Source organism: Streptomyces sp. JLBT605 (genome assembly GCF_058215555.1).
Genome location: NZ_CM177087.1, coordinates 5273688 through 5292964, shown reverse-complemented (window position 1 = coordinate 5292964; position 19277 = coordinate 5273688). Strand labels below are relative to the sequence as shown.

General features: G+C 71.5%; 11 protein-coding genes. 3 read left to right on the top strand and 8 right to left on the bottom strand.

Annotated features, from left to right (window positions below):
- The first annotated feature begins 148 nt into the window (after positions 1–148).
- From AC4BDD_RS23080 to atpF, 3 genes are all read left to right on the top strand, one after another.
- Positions 149–1948: a bifunctional metallophosphatase/5'-nucleotidase gene (locus AC4BDD_RS23080; protein ID WP_490687366.1), complete on the top strand. Its 1800-nt coding sequence runs from the start codon at positions 149–151 to the stop codon at positions 1946–1948.
- Positions 1949–2020: 72 nt separating this feature from the next.
- Positions 2021–2470 carry a hypothetical protein gene (locus AC4BDD_RS23075; protein WP_490687365.1) on the top strand — a complete coding sequence of 150 codons (450 nt, stop codon included), beginning with the start codon at positions 2021–2023 and terminating at the stop codon, positions 2468–2470.
- 132 nt (positions 2471–2602) lie between these two features.
- On the top strand, positions 2603–3079 hold the full coding sequence (gene atpF / locus AC4BDD_RS23070; RefSeq protein WP_490687364.1) for a F0F1 ATP synthase subunit B: 477 nt from the start codon (positions 2603–2605) through the stop codon (positions 3077–3079).
- A 203-nt stretch (positions 3080–3282) separates the two neighbouring features.
- Here the strand turns inward: atpF and pepN are convergent, their stop codons facing one another.
- From pepN to gltB, 8 genes are all read right to left on the bottom strand, one after another.
- A complete protein-coding gene (gene pepN / locus AC4BDD_RS23065; protein WP_490687363.1) occupies positions 3283–5838 on the bottom strand; it encodes an aminopeptidase N in 2556 nt (851 codons plus the stop codon).
- A 141-nt stretch (positions 5839–5979) separates the two neighbouring features.
- Positions 5980–6285 (bottom strand): chorismate mutase, encoded by a 306-nt coding sequence (locus AC4BDD_RS23060; RefSeq protein ID WP_490687362.1) that lies wholly within the window; start codon positions 6283–6285, stop codon positions 5980–5982.
- Between the two features lie 9 nt (positions 6286–6294).
- A complete protein-coding gene (locus AC4BDD_RS23055; protein ID WP_490687361.1) occupies positions 6295–7188 on the bottom strand; it encodes a helix-turn-helix domain-containing protein in 894 nt (297 codons plus the stop codon).
- Positions 7189–7344: 156 nt separating this feature from the next.
- Entirely contained in the window at positions 7345–10461 is a 3117-nt protein-coding gene (locus AC4BDD_RS23050; RefSeq protein ID WP_490687360.1) for an endo-alpha-N-acetylgalactosaminidase family protein, read from the bottom strand.
- Positions 10462–10787: 326 nt separating this feature from the next.
- Positions 10788–11615 carry a S1 family peptidase gene (locus tag AC4BDD_RS23045; protein ID WP_490687359.1) on the bottom strand — a complete coding sequence of 276 codons (828 nt, stop codon included), beginning with the start codon at positions 11613–11615 and terminating at the stop codon, positions 10788–10790.
- A gap of 373 nt (positions 11616–11988) precedes the next feature.
- The gene (locus AC4BDD_RS23040) at positions 11989–12834 is read right to left on the bottom strand and encodes a S1 family peptidase (protein ID WP_490687358.1); all 846 of its coding nucleotides are present in this window, start codon (positions 12832–12834) and stop codon (positions 11989–11991) included.
- Positions 12835–13148: 314 nt separating this feature from the next.
- On the bottom strand, positions 13149–14609 hold the full coding sequence (locus tag AC4BDD_RS23035; RefSeq protein WP_490687357.1) for a glutamate synthase subunit beta: 1461 nt from the start codon (positions 14607–14609) through the stop codon (positions 13149–13151).
- Positions 14602–19125, bottom strand: a complete 4524-nt coding sequence (gene gltB, locus AC4BDD_RS23030; protein ID WP_490691906.1) for a glutamate synthase large subunit — start codon at positions 19123–19125, stop codon at positions 14602–14604. Before gltB ends, AC4BDD_RS23035 begins: the two co-directional genes overlap by 8 nt.
- Positions 19126–19277 lie beyond the last annotated feature (152 nt).

Here is a 19277-nt window from a genome sequence, read left to right as displayed (position 1 = left end):
GGGACTCCTGTCGTCCTGATGGCGTCGGTCCTCACCCCAGCATGGCCCGAGGGCAACCTGATCGAAACCTTGCGGGGGTGTTGCGACAGGTGGTCACTGCGCCAGAATCTACGCGCGTTATGCACCACACTTCAGGGGAGATACCGATATGCCGCTCAACCGTAGGACGTTCCTGGGCCGATCCGCCGCGACCGGGGCGGGGGTCGCGCTGACCGGCGCGGCGGCCGCCGCGCCGGCCGTGGCGCAGGAGTCCGGTGGGCCGCGCCGCAAGCGGTACTCCTTCACCGTGATGGGCACCACGGACCTGCACGGAAACGTTTTCAACTGGGACTACTTCACCGACCGGGAGTTCGACGACAAGGCGCACAACGACGTCGGCCTGGCCAAGATCTCGACCCTGGTGGAGCAGGTGCGGCGGGAGAAGGGCCGGGAGAACACCCTGCTGATCGACGCCGGTGACACCATTCAGGGCACCCAACTCTCCTACTACTACGCCAAGGTGGACCCGATCACCGGCGCCGACGGCCCGGTGCACCCGATGGCTCAGGCGATGAACGCCATCGGCTACGACGCGGCGGCGCTCGGCAACCACGAGTTCAACTACGGCATACCGGTGCTGCGGAAGTTCCAGGAGCAGTGCGACTTCCCGCTGCTGGGCGCGAACGCGCTGGACGCCCGGACGCTGCGCCCGGCCTTCCCGCCGTACTGGATGGGTAGGCTGCGCACCCCGTGCGGCCGGGATGTGAAGGTGGCGGTGCTGGGGCTGACGAACCCCGGCATCGCGATCTGGGACAAGGCCCATGTGCAGGGGAAGATGACCTTCCCGGGCCTTGAGGAGCAGGCGGCGAAGTGGGTGCCGAAGCTGCGCTCGATGGGCGCCGACGTGGTGATCGTCTCGGCGCACTCCGGCTCCAGCGGCACCTCCAGCTACGGCGACCAGCTGCCGTACATCGAGAACGCGGCGGCGCTGGTGGCCGAGCAGGTCCCGGGGATCGACGCCATTCTGGTGGGGCACGCGCACACCGAGATCCCGGAGTACCGGGTGGCGAACAAGGAGACCGGCAAGGAGGTCGTGCTCTCCGAGCCGCTGAAGTGGGGCCAGCGGCTGACGCTCTTCGACTTCGAGCTGGTGCGGTGCAAGGGCCGCTGGCAGGTGGAGTCGGTGTCGGCGAAGGTGCTGAACTCCAACACGGCCGAGGAGGACCCGGAGATCACCGCGCTCCTCGGCGACGAGCACAAGAAGGTCGTGGCCTACGTCAACCAGGTCATCGGCACCTCGACGGCGGCGATGGCGGCGGACAAGGCGCCGTACGAGGACACCGCGATCATCGACTTCATCAACCATGTCCAGGCCGCGACGGTGCGGCAGGCGCTGGCCGGCACCGAGCACGCGGCGCTGCCGGTGCTCTCCCAGGCGTCGTGCTTCTCGCGGACGGCGGCGATCCCGGCGGGTGAGGTGACCATCCGCGAGGTGGCGGGCCTCTACCCGTTCGAGAACACCCTTCAGGCGCGGGTACTGACCGGCGCCCAGCTGAAGGACTACCTGGAGTTCTCGGCCCGGTACTACGTGCGGACTCCGGCGGGCGGCGAGGTCGACCCGGCGAAGCTCACAGGCGCGGACGGCATCCCGGACTACAACTACGACGCGGTCAGCGGCCTGACGTACGAGATCGACATCGCCAAGGAGGCCGGCTCGCGGATCGCGAACCTGGCCTTCGAGGGGAAGCCGGTCGACCCGGCGGCCCGGTTCGTGCTGGCGGTCAACAACTACCGGGCGAGCGGCGGCGGGAACTTCCCGCATGTGGCCAAGGCGCAGCAGGTGTGGGCCAACTCCGAGGAGATCCGCAACACGATCATCGCGTGGGTGAAGGCGAACGGCACGATCGACGTGGCGCGGTTCGCGTCGGTGGACTGGAAGCTGACCCGGGACGGCGCCCCCGTCTTCTGATTCTTCCGATAATCGGCCAGCCCCTGTGGATAACGAGGAGAGGTCCCGGGCCGGACCCGGCACACTGGCGGCATGAACGAGGAGTTCGCCACCGCGCTGGAGCCCGTGCTCCGGGACCTGTCCCGTACCTGTGCCGTGCGGCCGAAGGTCGTCGAAGAGGTTCACCACGGCGAGACGTACGTGATGCTGTACGAACCGGACGGCTCCGGCACGGGCATCGGGATATGGGAAGGCAGGAGCCTGGCCGAGCGCATCGAGCACATCGCCGACCAGGCGCAGGACTGGGCGGTGGAAGCCCTGTGCGCGGCGCTGCTGCCCGCGGTGTGGCCCGAGTGTCCCGGCCACCCCGACTCGCATCCGCTGCGGCCGGGGGTCATAGGCGGCACGGCCGTGTGGTCCTGCCCGCGCAGCGGCGAGAAGGTCGCGCTGATCGGGGAGCTGCCCGCCCGGCCGGTGCCGCCGGAGCCCGGCGCCAAGGAGCGCGGCCCGCGCCGGAAGCGCAAGCGGGGTGGCGGGGCGTAGCCTCCCGGCGGCCCGGGCCGCGCGCCGGGCCGCGCCCGGGGCTTGCCCGCCGCCCGGATCACCCGTACGGGCGACCACGCGGAAGGGTGGGCGGAACGCGACCGCCGCGCGCCGCCCCGTACCCTTGCGGGTATGGAACTTGCCTTGGATATCGGGCCGCTCAAGCCGGAGTGGCAGGACCTTGTTGTCGCGTTCATCGCTTTCGTCGTCTGCTTCGGGATGCTGGCCGGGGTCTTCCTGCCGCGCATCGCGAAGGTGCTGAGTGAGCGTGAGCAGAGGATCGAAGGAGGTCAGCACCGGGCAGAGGACCTGCGCGCGGAGGCAGAGCGCGCTCATGAGGAGTACCAGGCGCTGCTGGCGGAGGCGCGCCACGAGGCGGCGCGGCTGCGTCAGGAGTCCGCGGAGCAGGGTGCGGCGCTGCTGGCCGAGCTGCGCGCCGAGGGCCAGCGCCAGCGCGAGGAGATGCTGACGGCCGCGCGGGCACAGATCGACGCCGACCGCGCGCTGGCGGAGGCTTCGCTCAACGCCGAGATCGGCTCGATGGCGACCAAGCTGGCGGGCAAGATCGTCGGTGAGCCGCTGGAGGAGTTCGCCCGCGACCGGATCTGAGGTCACCCGATTGTCGGTGTGAGCCGGGCTCCGGATGCGGAGCCCGGCTCATGTGCGTCCGGGCTCATGTGCGTCCGGGCTCATGTGTGTCCGGGACGCTCGGGTGGTTCCGGGGGCGGGAGGCCGGCCGGCCGAGACCGGCGGCCGGCTCCCCGGGCCAGGGTCATCCGGCGACGCGATCGGGCGCGCCCACCGGGCACCCCCTATGCCGTCTGCTGGACGCGCAGGGCGCGCCGTGCGTCGTCCAGTTCGTCGGCGAGGCGGCGGCGCAGCGCCGGGTGGAGGTCTTCGCCGCGCAGGCACTCCTCCCCCAGCCGCAGGGTCTCGGCGTCGACCGTCACCGGGAAGCCGAAGCGGCCGATGGCCTCGGCGATCACCGGGCCCCGGCGGTCGGCGAGCCGGACGGCTTCGGGGAAGTAGCGCGGGAGGTAGGGGCGGAGCAGATCGTGCTGCTCAGGCTGCCAGAAGCCCTGGGCGGTCGCGGTGAACAGGTAGTTCGACAGCTCCTGGGCCTCTTCCCGGGGCTCGAAGAGGTCGGCCCACGCGGCGGCCTTGGCCTCGGCGTCAGGGAGTGCGGCGCGGCACCGGGCGGCGCCTTCCTGGCCGGTGGCGCTGGAGTCGCGGGCGAGTTCGGCGTCGATGTCGGCGCGGGTGGCCGCGCCCAGGACGGCGAGCCGGTAGAGGGTGCGCCAGCGCAGCTCGGGGTCGAGGGCCGGGCCGCCGGGCACCATCCCGTCGGCCAGCCAGTGGGCCAGCTCCGCGGTGTTGGTGGCGCTGTCGAGGAAGGTGCGCAGGGCGGCCAGCCGCAGGCCGGGGGCGTCGCCGTCCTCGGTGCGGCGCAGCAGGTCGCGACAGGTGGCCACGAGGGTGGCGAGGGCGGCGGGCCGCTGCTCGGGGGTGAGGAAGCGGTCGGCCACGTGCAGCCGGGCGAATGCCAGGACGCCCTCGACGGCAGCGGTGTCCGTCTCGTGCGGCAGGTGGGCGCGGACCGCGTCGAGGTAGGCGGTGGGCGCGAGCAGGCCGTCACGCACCATGTCGCGGGCGGCGTTCCACACCACGGCGCGGCTGAGCGCGTCGGGCAGGCCGGAGAGCGAGCGCACCGCGGTCTCCCAGGAGGCCGGGTCGAGGCGGATCTTGGCGTAGCTGAGGTCGCCGTCGTTGAGCAGCAGAAGGTCGGGGCGGGGACCGGTGAAGGAGAGGGTGAGGGTGGCGCCGTCGTCGCTGAGGTCGGCGTCGATCCGCTCGCGCAGCTGGAGCCGGCGCGGGTCGGCGGGCGCCTGGTCGTACAGACCGATGGCGATGCGGTGCGGGCGGCTGCCGTCGTGGCGGATGGCGGCGGTCCAGCGGTCGCCGTTGGTGGTGATCTCGGGGGTGAGGGTGTCGACGCCGGTGGTGCGCAGCCAGCGCTCGGCCCAGCCGTGCACGTCCCGGCCGGAGGATCGGGCGAGCGAGTCGATGAAGTCGGCGAGGGTGGCGTTGCCGAAGCGGTGCCGGGTGAAGTGGTCGTTGATCCCCGCGAGGAAGTCCTTCTCGCCGAGCCAGGCGACGAGCTGGCGCAGCGCGGAGGCGCCCTTGGCGTAGGAGATGCCGTCGAAGTTGAGGCGGGCGGCGTCGGTGTCCGGGACGCCGTCGGGGTCGGGGGCGACGGCGTGGGTGGAGGGCCGCTGGTCGGCGTCGTAGCCCCAGCTCTTGCGGCGGATGCCGAAGTCGGCCCAGGTGTCGGACCTGCGCCAGGCGGGGGCCGGGCTCCCGGGGCGCGCGTCCGCGACCTCGTTGAGGATCTGGAAGCCCATGTACTCGGCGAAGGACTCGTTCAGCCAGATGTCGTCCCACCAGCCCATGGTGACCAGGTCGCCGAACCACATATGGGCCATCTCGTGGGCGATGACCATGGCGCGGGTCTGGCGCTGGGCGTCGGTGACCGCGGAACGGTAGATGAACTCGTCGCGGAAGGTGACCAGTCCGGGGTTCTCCATGGCGCCGGCGTTGAACTCCGGCACGAAGGCCTGGTCGTAGGAGTCGAAGGGGTAGGGCTCGTGGAAGATCTCCTGGTAGCGGTCGAAGCAGCGCTTGGTGATGTCGAAGAGTTCGTCGACGTCGGCGTCGAGGTGGGGGGCGAGGGAGCGGCGGACGTGCAGCCCGAGGGGCAGTCCGCGGTGCTCGGTGCGCACCGAGTGGTAGGGGCCGGCGGCGACGGCCAGCAGATAGGTGCTGATCGGCGGGGTGGGAGCGATGTGCCAGCGCCCGTCGGCCGGATCCCCGGTGCGCTCGGCGATGCCGTTGCCGAGGACGGTCCACCGCGGCGGGGCGGTGACGGTGACCTCGAAGACTGCCTTGAGATCGGGCTGGTCGAAGGCGGCGAAGACCTGGTTTGCCTCGGCCATGCAGCACATGGAGTACAGATAGGTCTCGTCGTCGGCCGGGTCGGTGAAGCGGTGGATGCCCTCGCCGGTGTGCGAGTAGCGCATGTCGGCCTCGACGCGCAGCTCGTGCTCGCCCTCGGTGAGGCCGGTGAGGTGGAGGCGGTCGTCCGTGTACGCGCCGAGGTCCAGCTCGCGGCCGTCGAGGGTGGCGCGGTGCACGGTGGCGGCCTTGATCTCCGCGAAGGTGTCCGCCCCCGCCTCTCGCGCGGTGAAGCGGATGGTGGTGGTGGAGCCGAAGAGCTCCGGGCCGCGGGTGAAGTCCAGGTCGATGAGGTAGCGGTGAACGTCGAGGAGCCGGGCTCGGGTCTGCGCTTCGTCGCGCGTGGTTACGGACATGTGGCCATGCTGCCGTACGCCCCTCGCCTGGCACACCGGGGTGACCGGCGCTTTCAGCGCACAGCGGAACGCGTGCGGCCTGGGCCCAGGGCGTCGTACCGGGGGTGCCGGGCCCCTGGTACGGCGCACCGGGCGAGCGGCTCAGTCGCGGGCGATGGTCTCGTGGTGCCGGATGACCTCGGCGATGACGAAGTTGAGCAGTTTCTCGGCGAACGCCGGGTCGAGGTTCGCGCTCTGTGCGAGGTCGCGCAGCCGGGCGATCTGGCGGGCCTCGCGGGCCGGGTCGGCCGGCGGCAGCTTGTGGGCGGCCTTCAGATGGCCCACCTGCTGGGTGCACTTGAAGCGTTCGGCGAGTATGTAGACCACGGCGGCGTCGATGTTGTCGATGCTTTCACGCAGCCGGTCCAGCTCTGCGCGCGCGGACGCGTCGATTTCGCTGTTCGTCATGGACCGACACTATGTGCCCGGGCGCCGCGCCGTCGCGTCTGTCTGAATGGTGGGCGGGTGATCCGGGTCGGGTATCCGGTCGCTGAAGCCGCCGGGGACCGCGCGGCCCTGCTGTTCCCGGAAGCGCGCCGGGGCGGTGCCGACCCGACGGGCGAAGAGCCGGCTGAAATAGGCGGGGTCGTGGTAGCCGACGCGGCGGGCGACGGCGGCGACGGGCAGTTCGGTGCCGGCCAGCAGCTCCTTGGCGTGGCCGAGGCGGACGCCCAGCAGGTAGTCCTTGGGGCTGCAGCCCGCTCCCCGGCGCACCGCGGAGCGCAGCTCGGCGGGGGTCATTCCGTGCCGGGCGGCGTGTTCGGCGACGGACAGCGGCAGGAAGGCGTCCCGGGCAAGGGCCTGGAGGACGGGGTGGCCGCCGGTGCCGGCGCGGGCCCGGCGGAGCGCGACCAGCAGTTCGTGGACGGCGGCGGCGGTCTCCACCTCCAGGAAGGGGTTGCCCGGCCGGGCGGCGCGGGCGATGCGGTTGATGGTGGTGCGGGCGGTGGCGGCGTCGGCGAGCGGGACCACGGGCCGGCCGGGGTCGATGTAGCCCAGCTCGGTGTAGGTGGCGGCGGCCGGTCCGGTGAAGTCGACGAACGCCTCGTCCCACACCGGGTCGGGCGCGTAGTGGTGGCTGGCGCCGGGGGTGAGCCAGAGCAGGGCGGGCGCGGTGACGGTCTGACGGCGGCCGTCCGGGCCGCGGAACCAGCCGCTGCCCGCGCTGATCACCACCGCCACGTGGTGGTCGAGGGTGCGCGGTCCGACGGCCGGCAGGGCGCCGTGCTGGAGCCCGACGCCCAGGCAGACCAGGCCGAGGCGATGGTGGGCCGGGCTGGGGGTGAAGTACCGCATCCACGTGTGATACATCCGCGCTCCCGTCGGTACCGGTCGGGGCGATCTTCGTCCATGGACCGGCTCCACGCCAGGGTGCGGGGGGCGGCGGGCCGTCTTCGCCCCCTGTGGGGGGTTGTGAGCGGTAGGGGACGAAGACGGCCGCCGGGAAGGAGCGCCAGGGGGTGTCCCCTACTCCAGCTCCTCCACCGTGAAGGAGTCCAAAGTGAACTCCGAGGTTCCGTCGTCGCCCGTCTTTCGCAGCCCCACCCATGGATCGCCGGTGGCCGGGGCGGTGAAGGTGTACGTGTGGGTGGCCGGGCCGGTGGCGGGCAGCGGGGTGCGTTCCAGCTCGCGTGCCCCGGGGTCGTCGGCCGCGGTGATCCACGCGTACTGGCCGGCCTTCTCGTTGGCGTACCGCAGGGTGACCCGGTAGGTACGGCCGGCCCGGAAGCGCACGGTGTGCGGCACGGTGCGGTAGACGACTCCGGTGTTCTCGCCGCGCGATTTGAGCGATTCGCCGCCTTCCAGGACGTCGTCGACGGCCTTGCCGTTCCAGCCGGCCTGGGTGAACGGGGCGTGCCGCTGGGCGATATGGGTGCGCGGGTCGGTCGAGCCGCCGGCGTCGCCCTTGACGAACGGCCCCCAGCCCTGGGGCACCCGCTCGAAGTCCTCGAAGACGAGGGCGCCGTCCTTGCGGCTGGGGACCGCCGGGACGATCCGTATGTTGTCGAACCGCACGCGTGCCGTCCCGGCCTCGGCGCGCAGGGTGAGGTCGACCGGTCCGCCGCCCTCGGGGACGGTGAAGTAGGTGAACATCCGCTGGAAGCGAGTGCCGTGCTTGCGGTCCGCGGCCACGTGGTTGACCGCGGTGGAGGTCTCGGTCCAGTTCGCCGCGGTGACCCCGTCGGCGGTGCGCAACTCCAGCGCCGCCCGGCGCCGCTCCCCCGGCTCGGCGCCCACCTCGACCTGGACGGAGGCGGCGTAGCCGCCGGGCGCCAGGCGGGCCAGCCGCTGCCGGACGGTGGCGGCCGGGCCCGCGCCGATGACCAGTTCGTAGTCGCCCGGCTCGCTGAGCTCGACCCGGGCCGGTCCGGTGGTCTGCCAGCCGTCCAGCGTGCCGGAGTGGAAGCCGGGGTCGTACAGCGGGGTGCCTTCGCCCCAGCCGGGCGCGGCCTGGGCCGGGCCGGGGGCGTCGCCGGACGACGTCCGAGAGAGGGCCGGCAGGACGACGTAGGGCCGGCCGGGTTCGGCGGTGATGCTGACCTTTCCGTCGCTGACCGGCAGGGTGACGGGCTCGCCCCGGCCCTGGTCGGTGAGCGGGTGGAGCCGGACCTGTTCCAGGGCCGCCCAGCCGCGGGGCAGCCGCCAGGTGGTGGCGCCGCCGGCCGGGTTGTAGTGGTAGAGCTTGGCGGGGTCGGTGGCCTCGCGGGGCTCCCAGGGCAGCAGATAGCGGCCGCCGTCGTAGACCAGCCGCCCGTCGGTGGTGATGCGCCGGACGCCGCCGGTGTCGGTGACCGAGGTCCTGGTGGGGCCCTCGAAGGTGATCTCGTGCTCGCGCCAGGTACGGATGGGGTGGGCCTGGAGATACTTGGCGGGCAGGCTGTCGGTCCAGATCAGCCGGTAGAACGCGTGCCAGTCGGTCTTCCCGACCCAGCCCTCGAAGTTGCCGGTGCGCGGGATGCCGAGCAGCGTGGGCCACTTGTCGGCGAAGACGTCCTTCTGATGGTTGCGGAGGAAGCGGATCAGCCGGGAGTTGATGCCGCGTGAGGTGTCCGGTCCGTAGTCGGTCTCGGTGGCCCAGTGCGACCACAGCGAGGAGCGCTCCAGGCCGTGTCCCCATTCGGTGGTGATCTGCCAGCCCTGGTCGCGAAGGGCGCGCTGGAGCCGGTCGGAGTTCCAGCCGGACTCGCGGAAGACGTCGATGTAGAGCATGCCCAGCGCGGGATCGGTCTGGTCTCGCAGGTCCTGGAAGCGTTTGACGATGTCGCCGGAGACCAGGTCGCGGCGGGCGTCGATGCGGTAGGACTGGTCGAGCCAGTCCCACTGCGGGTTGCCCTTGTCCACGAGTCGCTCGGAGAAGGCGTTGGCGACCGGGTAGGACTCGGTGGCGTTGACGTGCACCGCGAAGTCGCTGTTCCAGGCGGCGCCGGCACGCAGCAGGGTGTTGAGGTCGGCGAGCCCGCCGGCGCGCTTGTTGTAGTTGCCCGCGTAGTCGGGGTGGGCTGAGTCGTGCCCCTCCGACTGGTAGCCCTTGAGCAGGGTGAACTGCCGCAGCCCGTCGGTGGCCAGCGCGATCCGCTTGACGTTGTCGAGGATGGCCAGGAAGGGATGGGTGGCCTGGCTGGCGAAGTTGAAGGGGATGTGCGGGACGACGCGCAGATGCTGCTCGTCGGCGCCGGGCGGGTTGACCATGATCTCGCGCAGGGCGATGGCGGCGTCCTGCCAGTCGACGACGCCGTCGCCGTTGCGGTCGCGGGTGAGGATGACGGTGGCGTACGGCAGGGGCTCGGTGGCGTCCACCGGCGAGGTGGCGGCCCGGTGGGTCCACTGGCCGCAGCTCAGGCGGGCGGTGATCCGGCCGTCCTCGGTCACCGTCTGACGCCACAGCCGGCCGTTCTCCCAGGTGGTGCCGGCTGCGGAGGAGGGCTTGTCCCAGACGGTGTTGGTCTCGACGGCGGCGGCCAGCCGGTCGGTGGAGACGACCGCGTAGGCGCAGCCGAGCGGCGCGGGGTCGGTCGGGGTGATGGCGCCGAGCCGGATCAGGGTGTCGCCGCTCCTGGCCTTGTCCAGCTCGATGCGGGCGGCGTACAGGGTGGCGCCCGGCTGGTCGGCGTGGACGCTGAGCAGTGCCAGGCCGGGGATGCGCAGGGTGCCCACCCGGAGGGCGTCGGTGTCGGTGACGCGGGTGACCCGCCAGTGGACCTGCCAGCCCCGCACCCGGATCTCGACCTCGATCCGGGTGCGCTCCGCCGCTTCCGCGGCGGCACCGGGCGCGAAGGCGAGGGTGTAGGTGATGCGGTCGGTGCCGGCGGTGCTGGTGACCTCGGGGGTCCGCTCGACCTCGTCGATGAGCACCGAGGTGACCGGTTGCCGCTGCCCGTGGAGGATCGCGCCGGTCCCGGTGTCGGTGTAGGAGATGACGCGCGGGAAGGCCGGGTCGACGCGGACCTCCAGCCGGGCCGACCGCAGGACGCGCTCGGCGGCCTGCGCGGTGCCCTCGGCCGCGGCAGCCTGAGCGGTGCCCCCGCCCGCGCCGATGGCGGTGCCGATCGCGGTGCCGATGCCGGTCAGTGTGCCGGTGACCACGACGGCTCTGCGGCTCGGCCGCCCCTGCCCTGTCCGTGCCGGCTCCGCCTCTGCCGCCCCTGTCTCTGCCGCCCCTGTCTGTCTCAACGCGCTGACTCCTCCGCCTCGCGGGTGTGACCGGTGCTCCACCCTGGGACGGCGGCGGGGCGACCGCCCATGGACAAAGGCGCGGGAGTGTTGGACTAACGGCGCGCGCACCGGACGTACCGGCCGCTCGCGCGAGGCGTACGGCAAGGCGCCGCCCCCGGCCGGGAGGAGTACCGGCCGGGGACGGCGCCCGCTTCTCTCTTCAGTCGGCCTGGACAGGCCGGCTCGGCTCGTGCCGGTCAGCCGCCGAGCTGCTCGGCGCCCGCCTTGATGTCGGCCGCGAAGTTGCTCACCTCGGTGTACACGCCGGGCTTGCCCGGACGCGCGCAGCCCTCGCCCCAGCTGACGATGCCGACCTGTATCCACTTGTCGGAGTCGTCCTTGCGGAACATCGGGCCGCCGGAGTCACCCTGGCAGGTGTCCACCCCACCCTGGTCCAGCAGACCGGCGCAGATCTCCTCGTTCTCCACGAGGTTGGCGTAGTCGCCGCCGGCGCCCTTGCAGGTGGCGTCGTCGACGAACGGCACGGACGCCTTGAGCAGGTAGCGCTGCTGGTCGCCGCCCTCCTTGTCGGCGCCCCAACCGGCGATCTGGAAGTCGCCGTTGTTGTAGGCGTCCGTCTCGGCGATCGGCAGGGTGGGCAGGTCGATCTTCTTGTCCAGCTTGATCAGTGCCCAGTCCTTGCCGTGGCCGTCGTAGCCCGGGGCCTGCAGCACCTCGGTGGACTTGGCGGTGACGGCGGCGGAGTCCTCCAGGTCCACCACGCCCGCGGTGGCGGTGATGTCGGTGTTGGGACCGCTGCCGTCCACACAGTGGGCGGCGGTCAGCACGATGTCCTGGGTGTACAGGGCACCGCCACAGCCCATGGACAGCCGGACCATGAAGGGGAACTCGCCCTGCTCGGCCTTGGTGCCGCCGACGACGCGGGGCCCCGGCTTGGCGCTGTGCTGCCCGGCCTTGAGGGTGTGGGGGTCGGCCTGGGCGGCGGCGGGGAAGAGGCTGAACCCGGCCAGGGCCACAGCGCCGACGGCTGCTGTGCGCTTCACCTGCTTCAGGATGTTCTGCAACGGATTTCCTTTCGTGGGGGGTTGCTGCGCATGGCAGGACCATGCCAACCGGAAATCCGGAAAGCCACCGCGGACGCCAAGGCGTCGGCATGCGGCGGTACACCGTCAGGTGCTCCGGACCCAGTGGGGGATGAGTCCGCAAAGCGCCTTGTGATTATGTGTACTTCATCAACACGATGACAAGGGTCGCTTTCCGGCCACCCACGTCCATATTGCGGACACCGCCCTGAACAGGCCGTGCACGTAGGCGATATGGCGCCGCCCCGGCCGGGGGGAAAGGTCCGGCCGGGGCGGCGTTCACGGGAGCGCCCAAGGTGGTGCGGCGGTGGAGCGACCAGGTCGTCAGCGGCGCGGGCCGTCAGCGGCCAGGTCGTCAGCCGCCGAGCTGGGCGGCACCCGCCTTGATGTCCTTGGCGAAGGTGCTCACCTCGGTGTACACACCGGGCTTGCCCGGACGCGCACAGCCCTCGCCCCAGCTGACGATGCCGACCTCGATCCACTGGCCGGTGTTGTCCTTGCGGAACATCGGGCCGCCGGAGTCACCCTGGCAGGTGTCCACCCCGCCCTGCTCCATGAAGCCGGCGCAGATCTCCTCGGCCGGGATCAGGCCGCCACCGTAGGCGGACTGGCAGGTGGCGTCGTCCACGAACGGCACCGTGGCCTTGAGCAGGTAGCGCTGCTGGGGCCCGCCCTCACGGGCCGCTCCCCAGCCGGCCACCGTGAAGTCGCCCTTGTTGTACTCGGGGGTCTCGGCGATCTTCAGGGTGGGCAGGTTGATCGGCTGGGCGAGCTTGATCAGCGCCCAGTCCTTGCCGCTGCCGTTGTAGCCGGGGGCCTGGAGCACCCGGGTGGAGCGCACCTTGATGGCACTGCTGCTCTGCAGGTCGACGACGCCCGCGGTGGCGGTGATCGAGGTGTTGGCGCCGCTGCCGTTGACGCAGTGCGCGGCGGTCAGCACCAGCGTCTTGGAGTACAGCGCGCCGCCGCAGCCCATGGAGAGCCGGACCATGAAGGGGAATTCGCCCTGCGCGGCCCGGGTGCCGCCGATGACGCCGGGGCCGGGCTTGGCGGCGGCGGACTTCACGCCGTCGTGCCTGGCGCTGTCGTGCGTGGCGCTGCCGGACCCGGCGAGCGCGGTGCCGGGCAGCAGGCTGACCCCGGCGAGTGTCACCGCTGCGAGGACCGCCGATCTCTTCACGTTCTTCAGGATGTTCCGCAAGGGATGTCCTCTCGTGGGGGAAGAGCGTGGCAGGCACTTGGCACGCACATGCCAAGCACATTGGTGTGATTATGTGGACGGGGTGAAGGGCGTGACAAGGTGCGGTTTCCGGCCAGTCACGTTCGCACTCCGGACGCTCCCTGGGCGGCACAAAAGCGCGCGGCGTCTGCCCGGTCGGGAGGGGGCAGACGCCGCGCATCCGGCCCGCACGGCGCTGTGCGGCGGAGCCTGTGGAGTTGTGCCGGGAAGCCCCGGAAAGGGTCAGGCCGTCGAAGGCGTCAGGGCTGTCGAGGCCCTCGGCGCCGTCGAGGGCCTCAGACCGTCAGGGACCGGTCGGTCGGGCGGATCGGGGCGGGCAGGGCGCTGGTGCCGGTGAGGTAGCGGTCGACACCGCGCGCGGCGGAGCGGCCCTCGGCGATGGCCCAGACGATCAGCGACTGGCCGCGGCCGGCGTCACCGGCGACGAAGACGCCGTCGACGTTGGTGGCGAAATCCGCGTCGCGGGCGACGTTGCCGCGCTCGTCCAGCTCCAGGCCGAACTGCCGGACCAGGCCGTTCTCCTGGTCGGTGCCGGTAAAGCCCATGGCGAGGGTGACCAGCTGGGCGGGGATCTTCCGCTCGGTGCCCGGCTTCTGCTCCAGCTTGCCGCCGGTGAACTCGACCTCGACCAGGTGCAGGAACTGCACGTTCCCGTCCTCGTCGCCCTCGAAGTGGGTGGTGGAGACGGAGTACACCCGCTCGCCGCCCTCCTCGTGCGCGGAGGTCACCTTGTACAGCATCGGGAAGGTCGGCCAGGGCTGGTGGGCCGGGCGGTCCTCGGACGGCCGCGGCATGATCTCCAGCTGGGTGACCGAGGCCGCGCCCTGGCGGTGGGCGGTGCCCACGCAGTCCGCGCCGGTGTCACCGCCGCCGATGACCACCACGTGCTTGCCCTCGGCGGTGATCGGCGGGGCGATGTAGTCGCCCTCCTGCACCTTGTTGGCGAGCGGCAGGTAGTCCATCGCCTGGTGGATGCCGTTCAGCTCGCGCCCGGGGACGGGCAGGTCGCGGGCGGTGGTGGCGCCGGCGGCGATCACCACCGCGTCGTACCGCTTGCGCAGCTTGGCGGCGTCGATGTCCCGGCCGATCTCCACACCGGTGCGGAACTTGGTCCCCTCCGCGCGCATCTGCTCGATGCGGCGGTTGATGTGGCGCTTCTCCATCTTGAACTCGGGGATGCCGTAGCGCAGCAGGCCGCCGATGCGGTCGGCGCGCTCGTAGACGGCGACCGTGTGCCCGGCCCGGGTGAGCTGCTGGGCGGCGGCGAGCCCGGCCGGGCCGGAGCCGATGACGGCCACCGTCTTGCCGGACAGCCGCTCCGGCGGCTGCGGGGTGACGTTCCCGTCCTCCCACGCCCTGTCGATAATGCTGACCTCGACGTTCTTGATGGTCACCGCGGGCTGGTTGATGCCGAGCACGCAGGCGGACTCGCACGGCGCGGGGCACAGCCGCCCGGTGAACTCCGGGAAGTTGTTGGTGGCGTGCAGCCGCTCGCTGGCCTCGGTCCAGTCCTCGCGGTAGGCGTAGTCGTTCCACTCGGGGATGAGGTTCCCCAGCGGACAGCCGTTGTGGCAGAACGGGATGCCGCAGTCCATGCACCGGCCGGCCTGCTTGCCGATGATCGGCAGCAGGGAGCCGGGGACGTAGACCTCGTTCCAGTCCTTGACGCGCTCGCCCACCGGACGGGTCTTGGCGACCTCGCGGTCAGTGGTCAGGAAGCCCTTGGGGTCAGCCATTGATCGCCGCCTCCATCATCTTCTCGGTGGTCTCGGACTCGGACAGTCCGGCGCGCTCGGCGGCTTCCTTGGCGGCGAGAACGGCCTTGTACGTGGTCGGGATGATCTTGCTGAACCGGGCGGCGGCCGCGTCCCAGTCCGCCAGCAGGGTCTGGGCGACGGTGGAGCCGGTCTCCTCGTGGTGGCGGCGCACGACATCGTGCAGCCACTGCTTGTCGCTCTCCTCGAGAGCCTCGACGGCCCCGGCGTTCCCGGCGTTGACGTTGTCCCGGTCCAGGTCGATGACGTACGCGATGCCGCCGGACATGCCGGCCGCGAAGTTGCGGCCGGTCTCGCCGAGGACGACCGCCCGGCCACCGGTCATGTACTCGCAGCCGTGGTCGCCGACGCCCTCGGAGACCACCGTGGCACCGGAGTTGCGGACGCAGAACCGCTCGCCGACCCGGCCGCGCAGGAACAGCTCGCCGCCGGTCGCGCCGTACGCCAGGGTGTTGCCGGCGATGACGCTGTACTCGGCGAGGTGGTCGGCGCCGCGGTCCGGGCGGACGATGATCCGGCCGCCGGACAGGCCCTTGCCGACGTAGTCGTTGGCGTCGCCCTCCAGCCGCAGGGTGATGCCGCGCGGCACGAAGGCGCCGAAGGACTGGCCGGCCGAGCCGGTGAAGGTGATGTCGATGGTGTCGTCGGGCAGGCCCGCACCACCGAACTTCTTCGTCACCTCGTGGCCGAGCATGGTGCCGACGGTGCGGTTGATGTTGCGGATGGCGACCTGGGCGCGCACCGGCTGGGCGGCCTCGGCGGTCTCCGCCGCCAGGGCGTCCGCGGCGAGCTCGATCAGCTCGTTGTCCAGCGCCTTCTCCAGGCCGTGGTCCTGGGCGACGGCCTGGTGGCGGACGGCGCCGGCCGGCAGCTCCGGCACGTGCAGCAGCGGGGCGAGGTCCAGCCCGCGGGCCTTCCAGTGGTCGACGGCGCGGGAGGTGTCCAGCAGCTCGGCGTGGCCGACCGCCTCCTTCAGGGTGCGGAAGCCCAGCTCGGCCAGGAGCTCGCGGACCTCCTCGGCGATGAACTCGAAGAAGTTCACCACGAACTCGGCCTTGCCGCTGAACCGGCCGCGCAGCACCGGGTTCTGGGTGGCGATGCCGACCGGGCAGGTGTCCAGGTGGCACACGCGCATCATCACGCAGCCGGAGACGACCAGCGGGGCGGTCGCGAAACCGAACTCCTCGGCGCCCAGCAGCGCGGCGATCAGCACATCGCGGCCGGTCTTCAGCTGGCCGTCGGTCTGCACCACGATCCGGTCGCGCAACCCGTTGAGCAGCAGCGTCTGCTGGGTCTCGGCCAGGCCCAGCTCCCAGGGGCCGCCCGCGTGCTTCAGCGAGGTGAGCGGGGAGGCGCCGGTGCCGCCGTCGTGGCCGGAGATCAGCACCACGTCGGCGTGCGCCTTGGAGACGCCGGCCGCGACCGTGCCCACGCCGACCTCGGAGACCAGCTTCACGTGGATGCGGGCGGCCGGGTTGGCGTTCTTCAGGTCGTGGATGAGCTGGGCGAGGTCCTCGATGGAGTAGATGTCGTGGTGCGGCGGCGGGGAGATCAGCCCCACGCCCGGCGTGGAGTGCCGGGTCTTGGCCACCCACGGGTAGACCTTGTGGCCGGGCAGCTGGCCGCCCTCGCCGGGCTTGGCACCCTGCGCCATCTTGATCTGGATGTCGTCGGAGTTGACCAGGTACTCGCTGGTCACACCGAAGCGGCCGGAGGCCACCTGCTTGATGCTGGACCGGCGCGCCGGGTCGTACAGCCGCTCCGGGTCCTCGCCGCCCTCGCCGGTGTTGGACTTACCGCCCAGCTGGTTCATGGCGATGGCCAGCGTCTCGTGCGCCTCCTTGGAGATGGAGCCGTAGGACATGGCACCGGTGGAGAAGCGCTTGACGATCTCGGAGACGGGCTCGACCTCGTCGACCGGGATCGACGGGCGGTCGGACGCGAAGCCGAACAGGCCGCGCAGCGTCATCAGCCGCTCGGACTGCTCGTTCACCCGCTCGGTGTACTTCTTGAAGATGTCGTAGCGGCGCTCGCGCGTGGAGTGCTGGAGCCGGAAGACCGTCTCGGGGTCGAACAGGTGCGGCTCGCCCTCGCGGCGCCACTGGTACTCGCCGCCGATCTCCAGCGCGCGGTGCGCGGAGGGGACGCCGGTGACCGGGTAGGCCTTGGCGTGCCGTGCCGCGACCTCCTTGGCGACGACGTCCAGCCCGGCGCCGCCGATCTTGGTGGCGGTGCCGTGGAAGTAGGCGTCCACGAAGCCCTCGTCCAGACCGATGGCCTCGAAGACCTGTGCGCCGCGGTAGGAGGCGACGGTGGAGATGCCCATCTTGGACATCACCTTCAGCACGCCCTTGCCGAGGGCGTAGATGAGGTTGCGGATCGCCTGCTCCGGCTCCAGGCCGGGGACGTCCTGGAAGAAGGTGCCGGCCCGGACCAGGTCCTCGACCGACTCCATCGCCAGATACGGGTTGACCGCGGCCGCGCCGTAGCCGATGAGCAGCGCGACGTGGTGCACCTCGCGGACGTCACCGGCCTCGACCAGCAGCCCGACGTGGGTGCGCTGCTTGGTGCGGATGAGGTGGTGGTGGACGGCGGAGGTGAGCAGCAGCGAGGGGATGGGCGCGTGCTCGGCGTCGGAGTGCCGGTCGGAGAGCACGATCAGCCGGGCGCCGTCCTCGATGGCGGCGTCGGCCTCGGCGCAGATCTCGGCCAGCCGGGCGGCGAGCGCGTCGCCGCCGCCGGAGACCCGGTACAGGCCGGACAGCGTGGCGGCCTTCATGCCCGGCATGTCGCCGTCGGCGTTGATGTGGATGAGCTTGGCCAGCTCGTCGTTGTCGATCACCGGGAAGGGCAGGGTGACGCTGCGGCAGGACGCGGCGTCCGGGGCGAGCAGGTTGCCCTGCGGGCCCAGCGAGGAGATCAGCGAGGTGACCAGCTCCTCGCGGATGGCGTCCAGCGGCGGGTTGGTGACCTGCGCGAACAGCTGGGTGAAGTAGTCGAACAGCAGCCGCGGCCGCTCGGAGAGCGCGGCGATCGGCGAGTCGGTGCCCATGGATCCGATCGGCTCGGCGCCGGTCCGGGCCATCGGCGCCAGGAGGACGCGCAGCTCCTCCTCGGTGTAGCCGAAGGTCTGCTGGCGGCGGGTGACCGAGGCGTGGGTGTGCACGATGTGCTCGCGCTCGGGCAGGTCGGTCAGCTCGATCTCGCCGGCCTCCAGCCACTCCGCGTACGGGGCGGCGGTGGCGAGCTCGGCCTTGATCTCGTCGTCCTCGATGATCCGCTTCTGAACGGTGTCGACCAGGAACATCCTGCCGGGCTGGAGGCGGCCCTTGCGGACGACCTTGGCCGGGTCGATGTCGAGCACGCCGACCTCGGAGGAGAGCACCACGAGCCCGTCGTCGGTGACCCAGTAGCGGCCGGGGCGCAGTCCGTTGCGGTCCAGGACCGCGCCGACCTGGACGCCGTCGGTGAAGGTGACGCAGGCCGGGCCGTCCCAGGGCTCCATCATCGTGGAGTGGTACTGGTAGAAGGCGCGCCGGGCCGGGTCCATGGTGGGGTGGTTCTCCCACGCCTCGGGGACCATCATCAGCACGCTGTGCGGCAGCGAGCGGCCGCCGAGGTGGAGCAGCTCCAGGACCTCGTCGAAGGAGGCGGAGTCGGAGGCGTCGGGGGTGCACACCGGGAACAGCCGGGCCAGGTCCCGGTCGCCGAACACCTCGCTGGCCAGCTGCGATTCGCGGGCGCGCATCCAGTTGCGGTTGCCCTTGACGGTGTTGATCTCACCGTTGTGCGCCACGAAGCGGTACGGGTGGGCGAGCGGCCAGCTCGGGAAGGTGTTGGTGGAGAAGCGCGAGTGCACCAGCGCGACGGCGGTGGCGAAACGGCGGTCGGACAGGTCCGGGAAGAAGGGCTCCAGCTGCCCGGTGGTCAGCATGCCCTTGTAGACGATGGTGCGCGCGGACAGCGACGGGAAGTAGACCCCGGCCTCCCGCTCGGCACGCTTGCGCAAGGCGAACGCCTTGCGGTCCAGGGCCAGCCCGGTGGAGACACCGTCGGCCACGAAGAGCTGGGCGAAGGCGGGCATCGTCGCCCGGGCGCCGTTGCCGAGCAGGTCGGGGGTGACGGGGACCTCGCGCCAGCCGAGGACGGTCAGGGACTCCTCGGCCGCGATCTGTTCGATGCGGGCGGTGGCGGCGGCGCGCTCGGCCTCGTCCTCGGGGAGGAAGGCGATGCCCACCGCGTAGGCGCCGGCTTCCGGGAGATCGAAGCCGGTGTTCTCGCGCAGGAAGAGGTCCGGGACCTGCACCAGGATGCCCGCGCCGTCGCCCGAGTCGGGCTCGGAGCCGGTGGCACCGCGGTGTTCGAGGTTCCTCAGGACGGTGAGGGCCTGTTCGACGAGCGTATGGCTCGCCTCTCCGGTGAGCGTCGCCACAAAGCCCACGCCACAGGCGTCATGCTCGTTGCGCGGGTCGTACATCCCCTGTCGGGCGGGGTAAGACGCTGTGGACGCAGCACGCATCGGCTCTCCCGTCGTCGTCATGGCATTTGAAGTGCCGAGGGACGACGTTGGCCCTCTGCGAATTTTCGTGCAGGTTACATGATGGCCCGCTTCCCAGGAAGCGGATACTC

Excerpts from the sequence above, each read along its gene's own strand:
- AC4BDD_RS23080 (WP_490687366.1), top strand. The coding sequence starts at position 149 with ATGCCGCTCAACCGTAGGACGTTCCTGGGCCGATCCGCCGCGACCGGG.
- AC4BDD_RS23075 (WP_490687365.1), top strand. The coding sequence starts at position 2,021 with ATGAACGAGGAGTTCGCCACCGCGCTGGAGCCCGTGCTCCGGGACCTG.
- atpF (WP_490687364.1), top strand. The coding sequence starts at position 2,603 with ATGGAACTTGCCTTGGATATCGGGCCGCTCAAGCCGGAGTGGCAGGAC.
- pepN (WP_490687363.1), bottom strand. The coding sequence starts at position 5,838 with ATGTCCGTAACCACGCGCGACGAAGCGCAGACCCGAGCCCGGCTCCTC.
- AC4BDD_RS23060 (WP_490687362.1), bottom strand. The coding sequence starts at position 6,285 with ATGACGAACAGCGAAATCGACGCGTCCGCGCGCGCAGAGCTGGACCGG.
- AC4BDD_RS23055 (WP_490687361.1), bottom strand. The coding sequence starts at position 7,188 with ATGTATCACACGTGGATGCGGTACTTCACCCCCAGCCCGGCCCACCAT.
- AC4BDD_RS23035 (WP_490687357.1), bottom strand. The coding sequence starts at position 14,609 with ATGGCTGACCCCAAGGGCTTCCTGACCACTGACCGCGAGGTCGCCAAG.
- gltB (WP_490691906.1), bottom strand. The coding sequence starts at position 19,125 with ATGTACGACCCGCGCAACGAGCATGACGCCTGTGGCGTGGGCTTTGTG.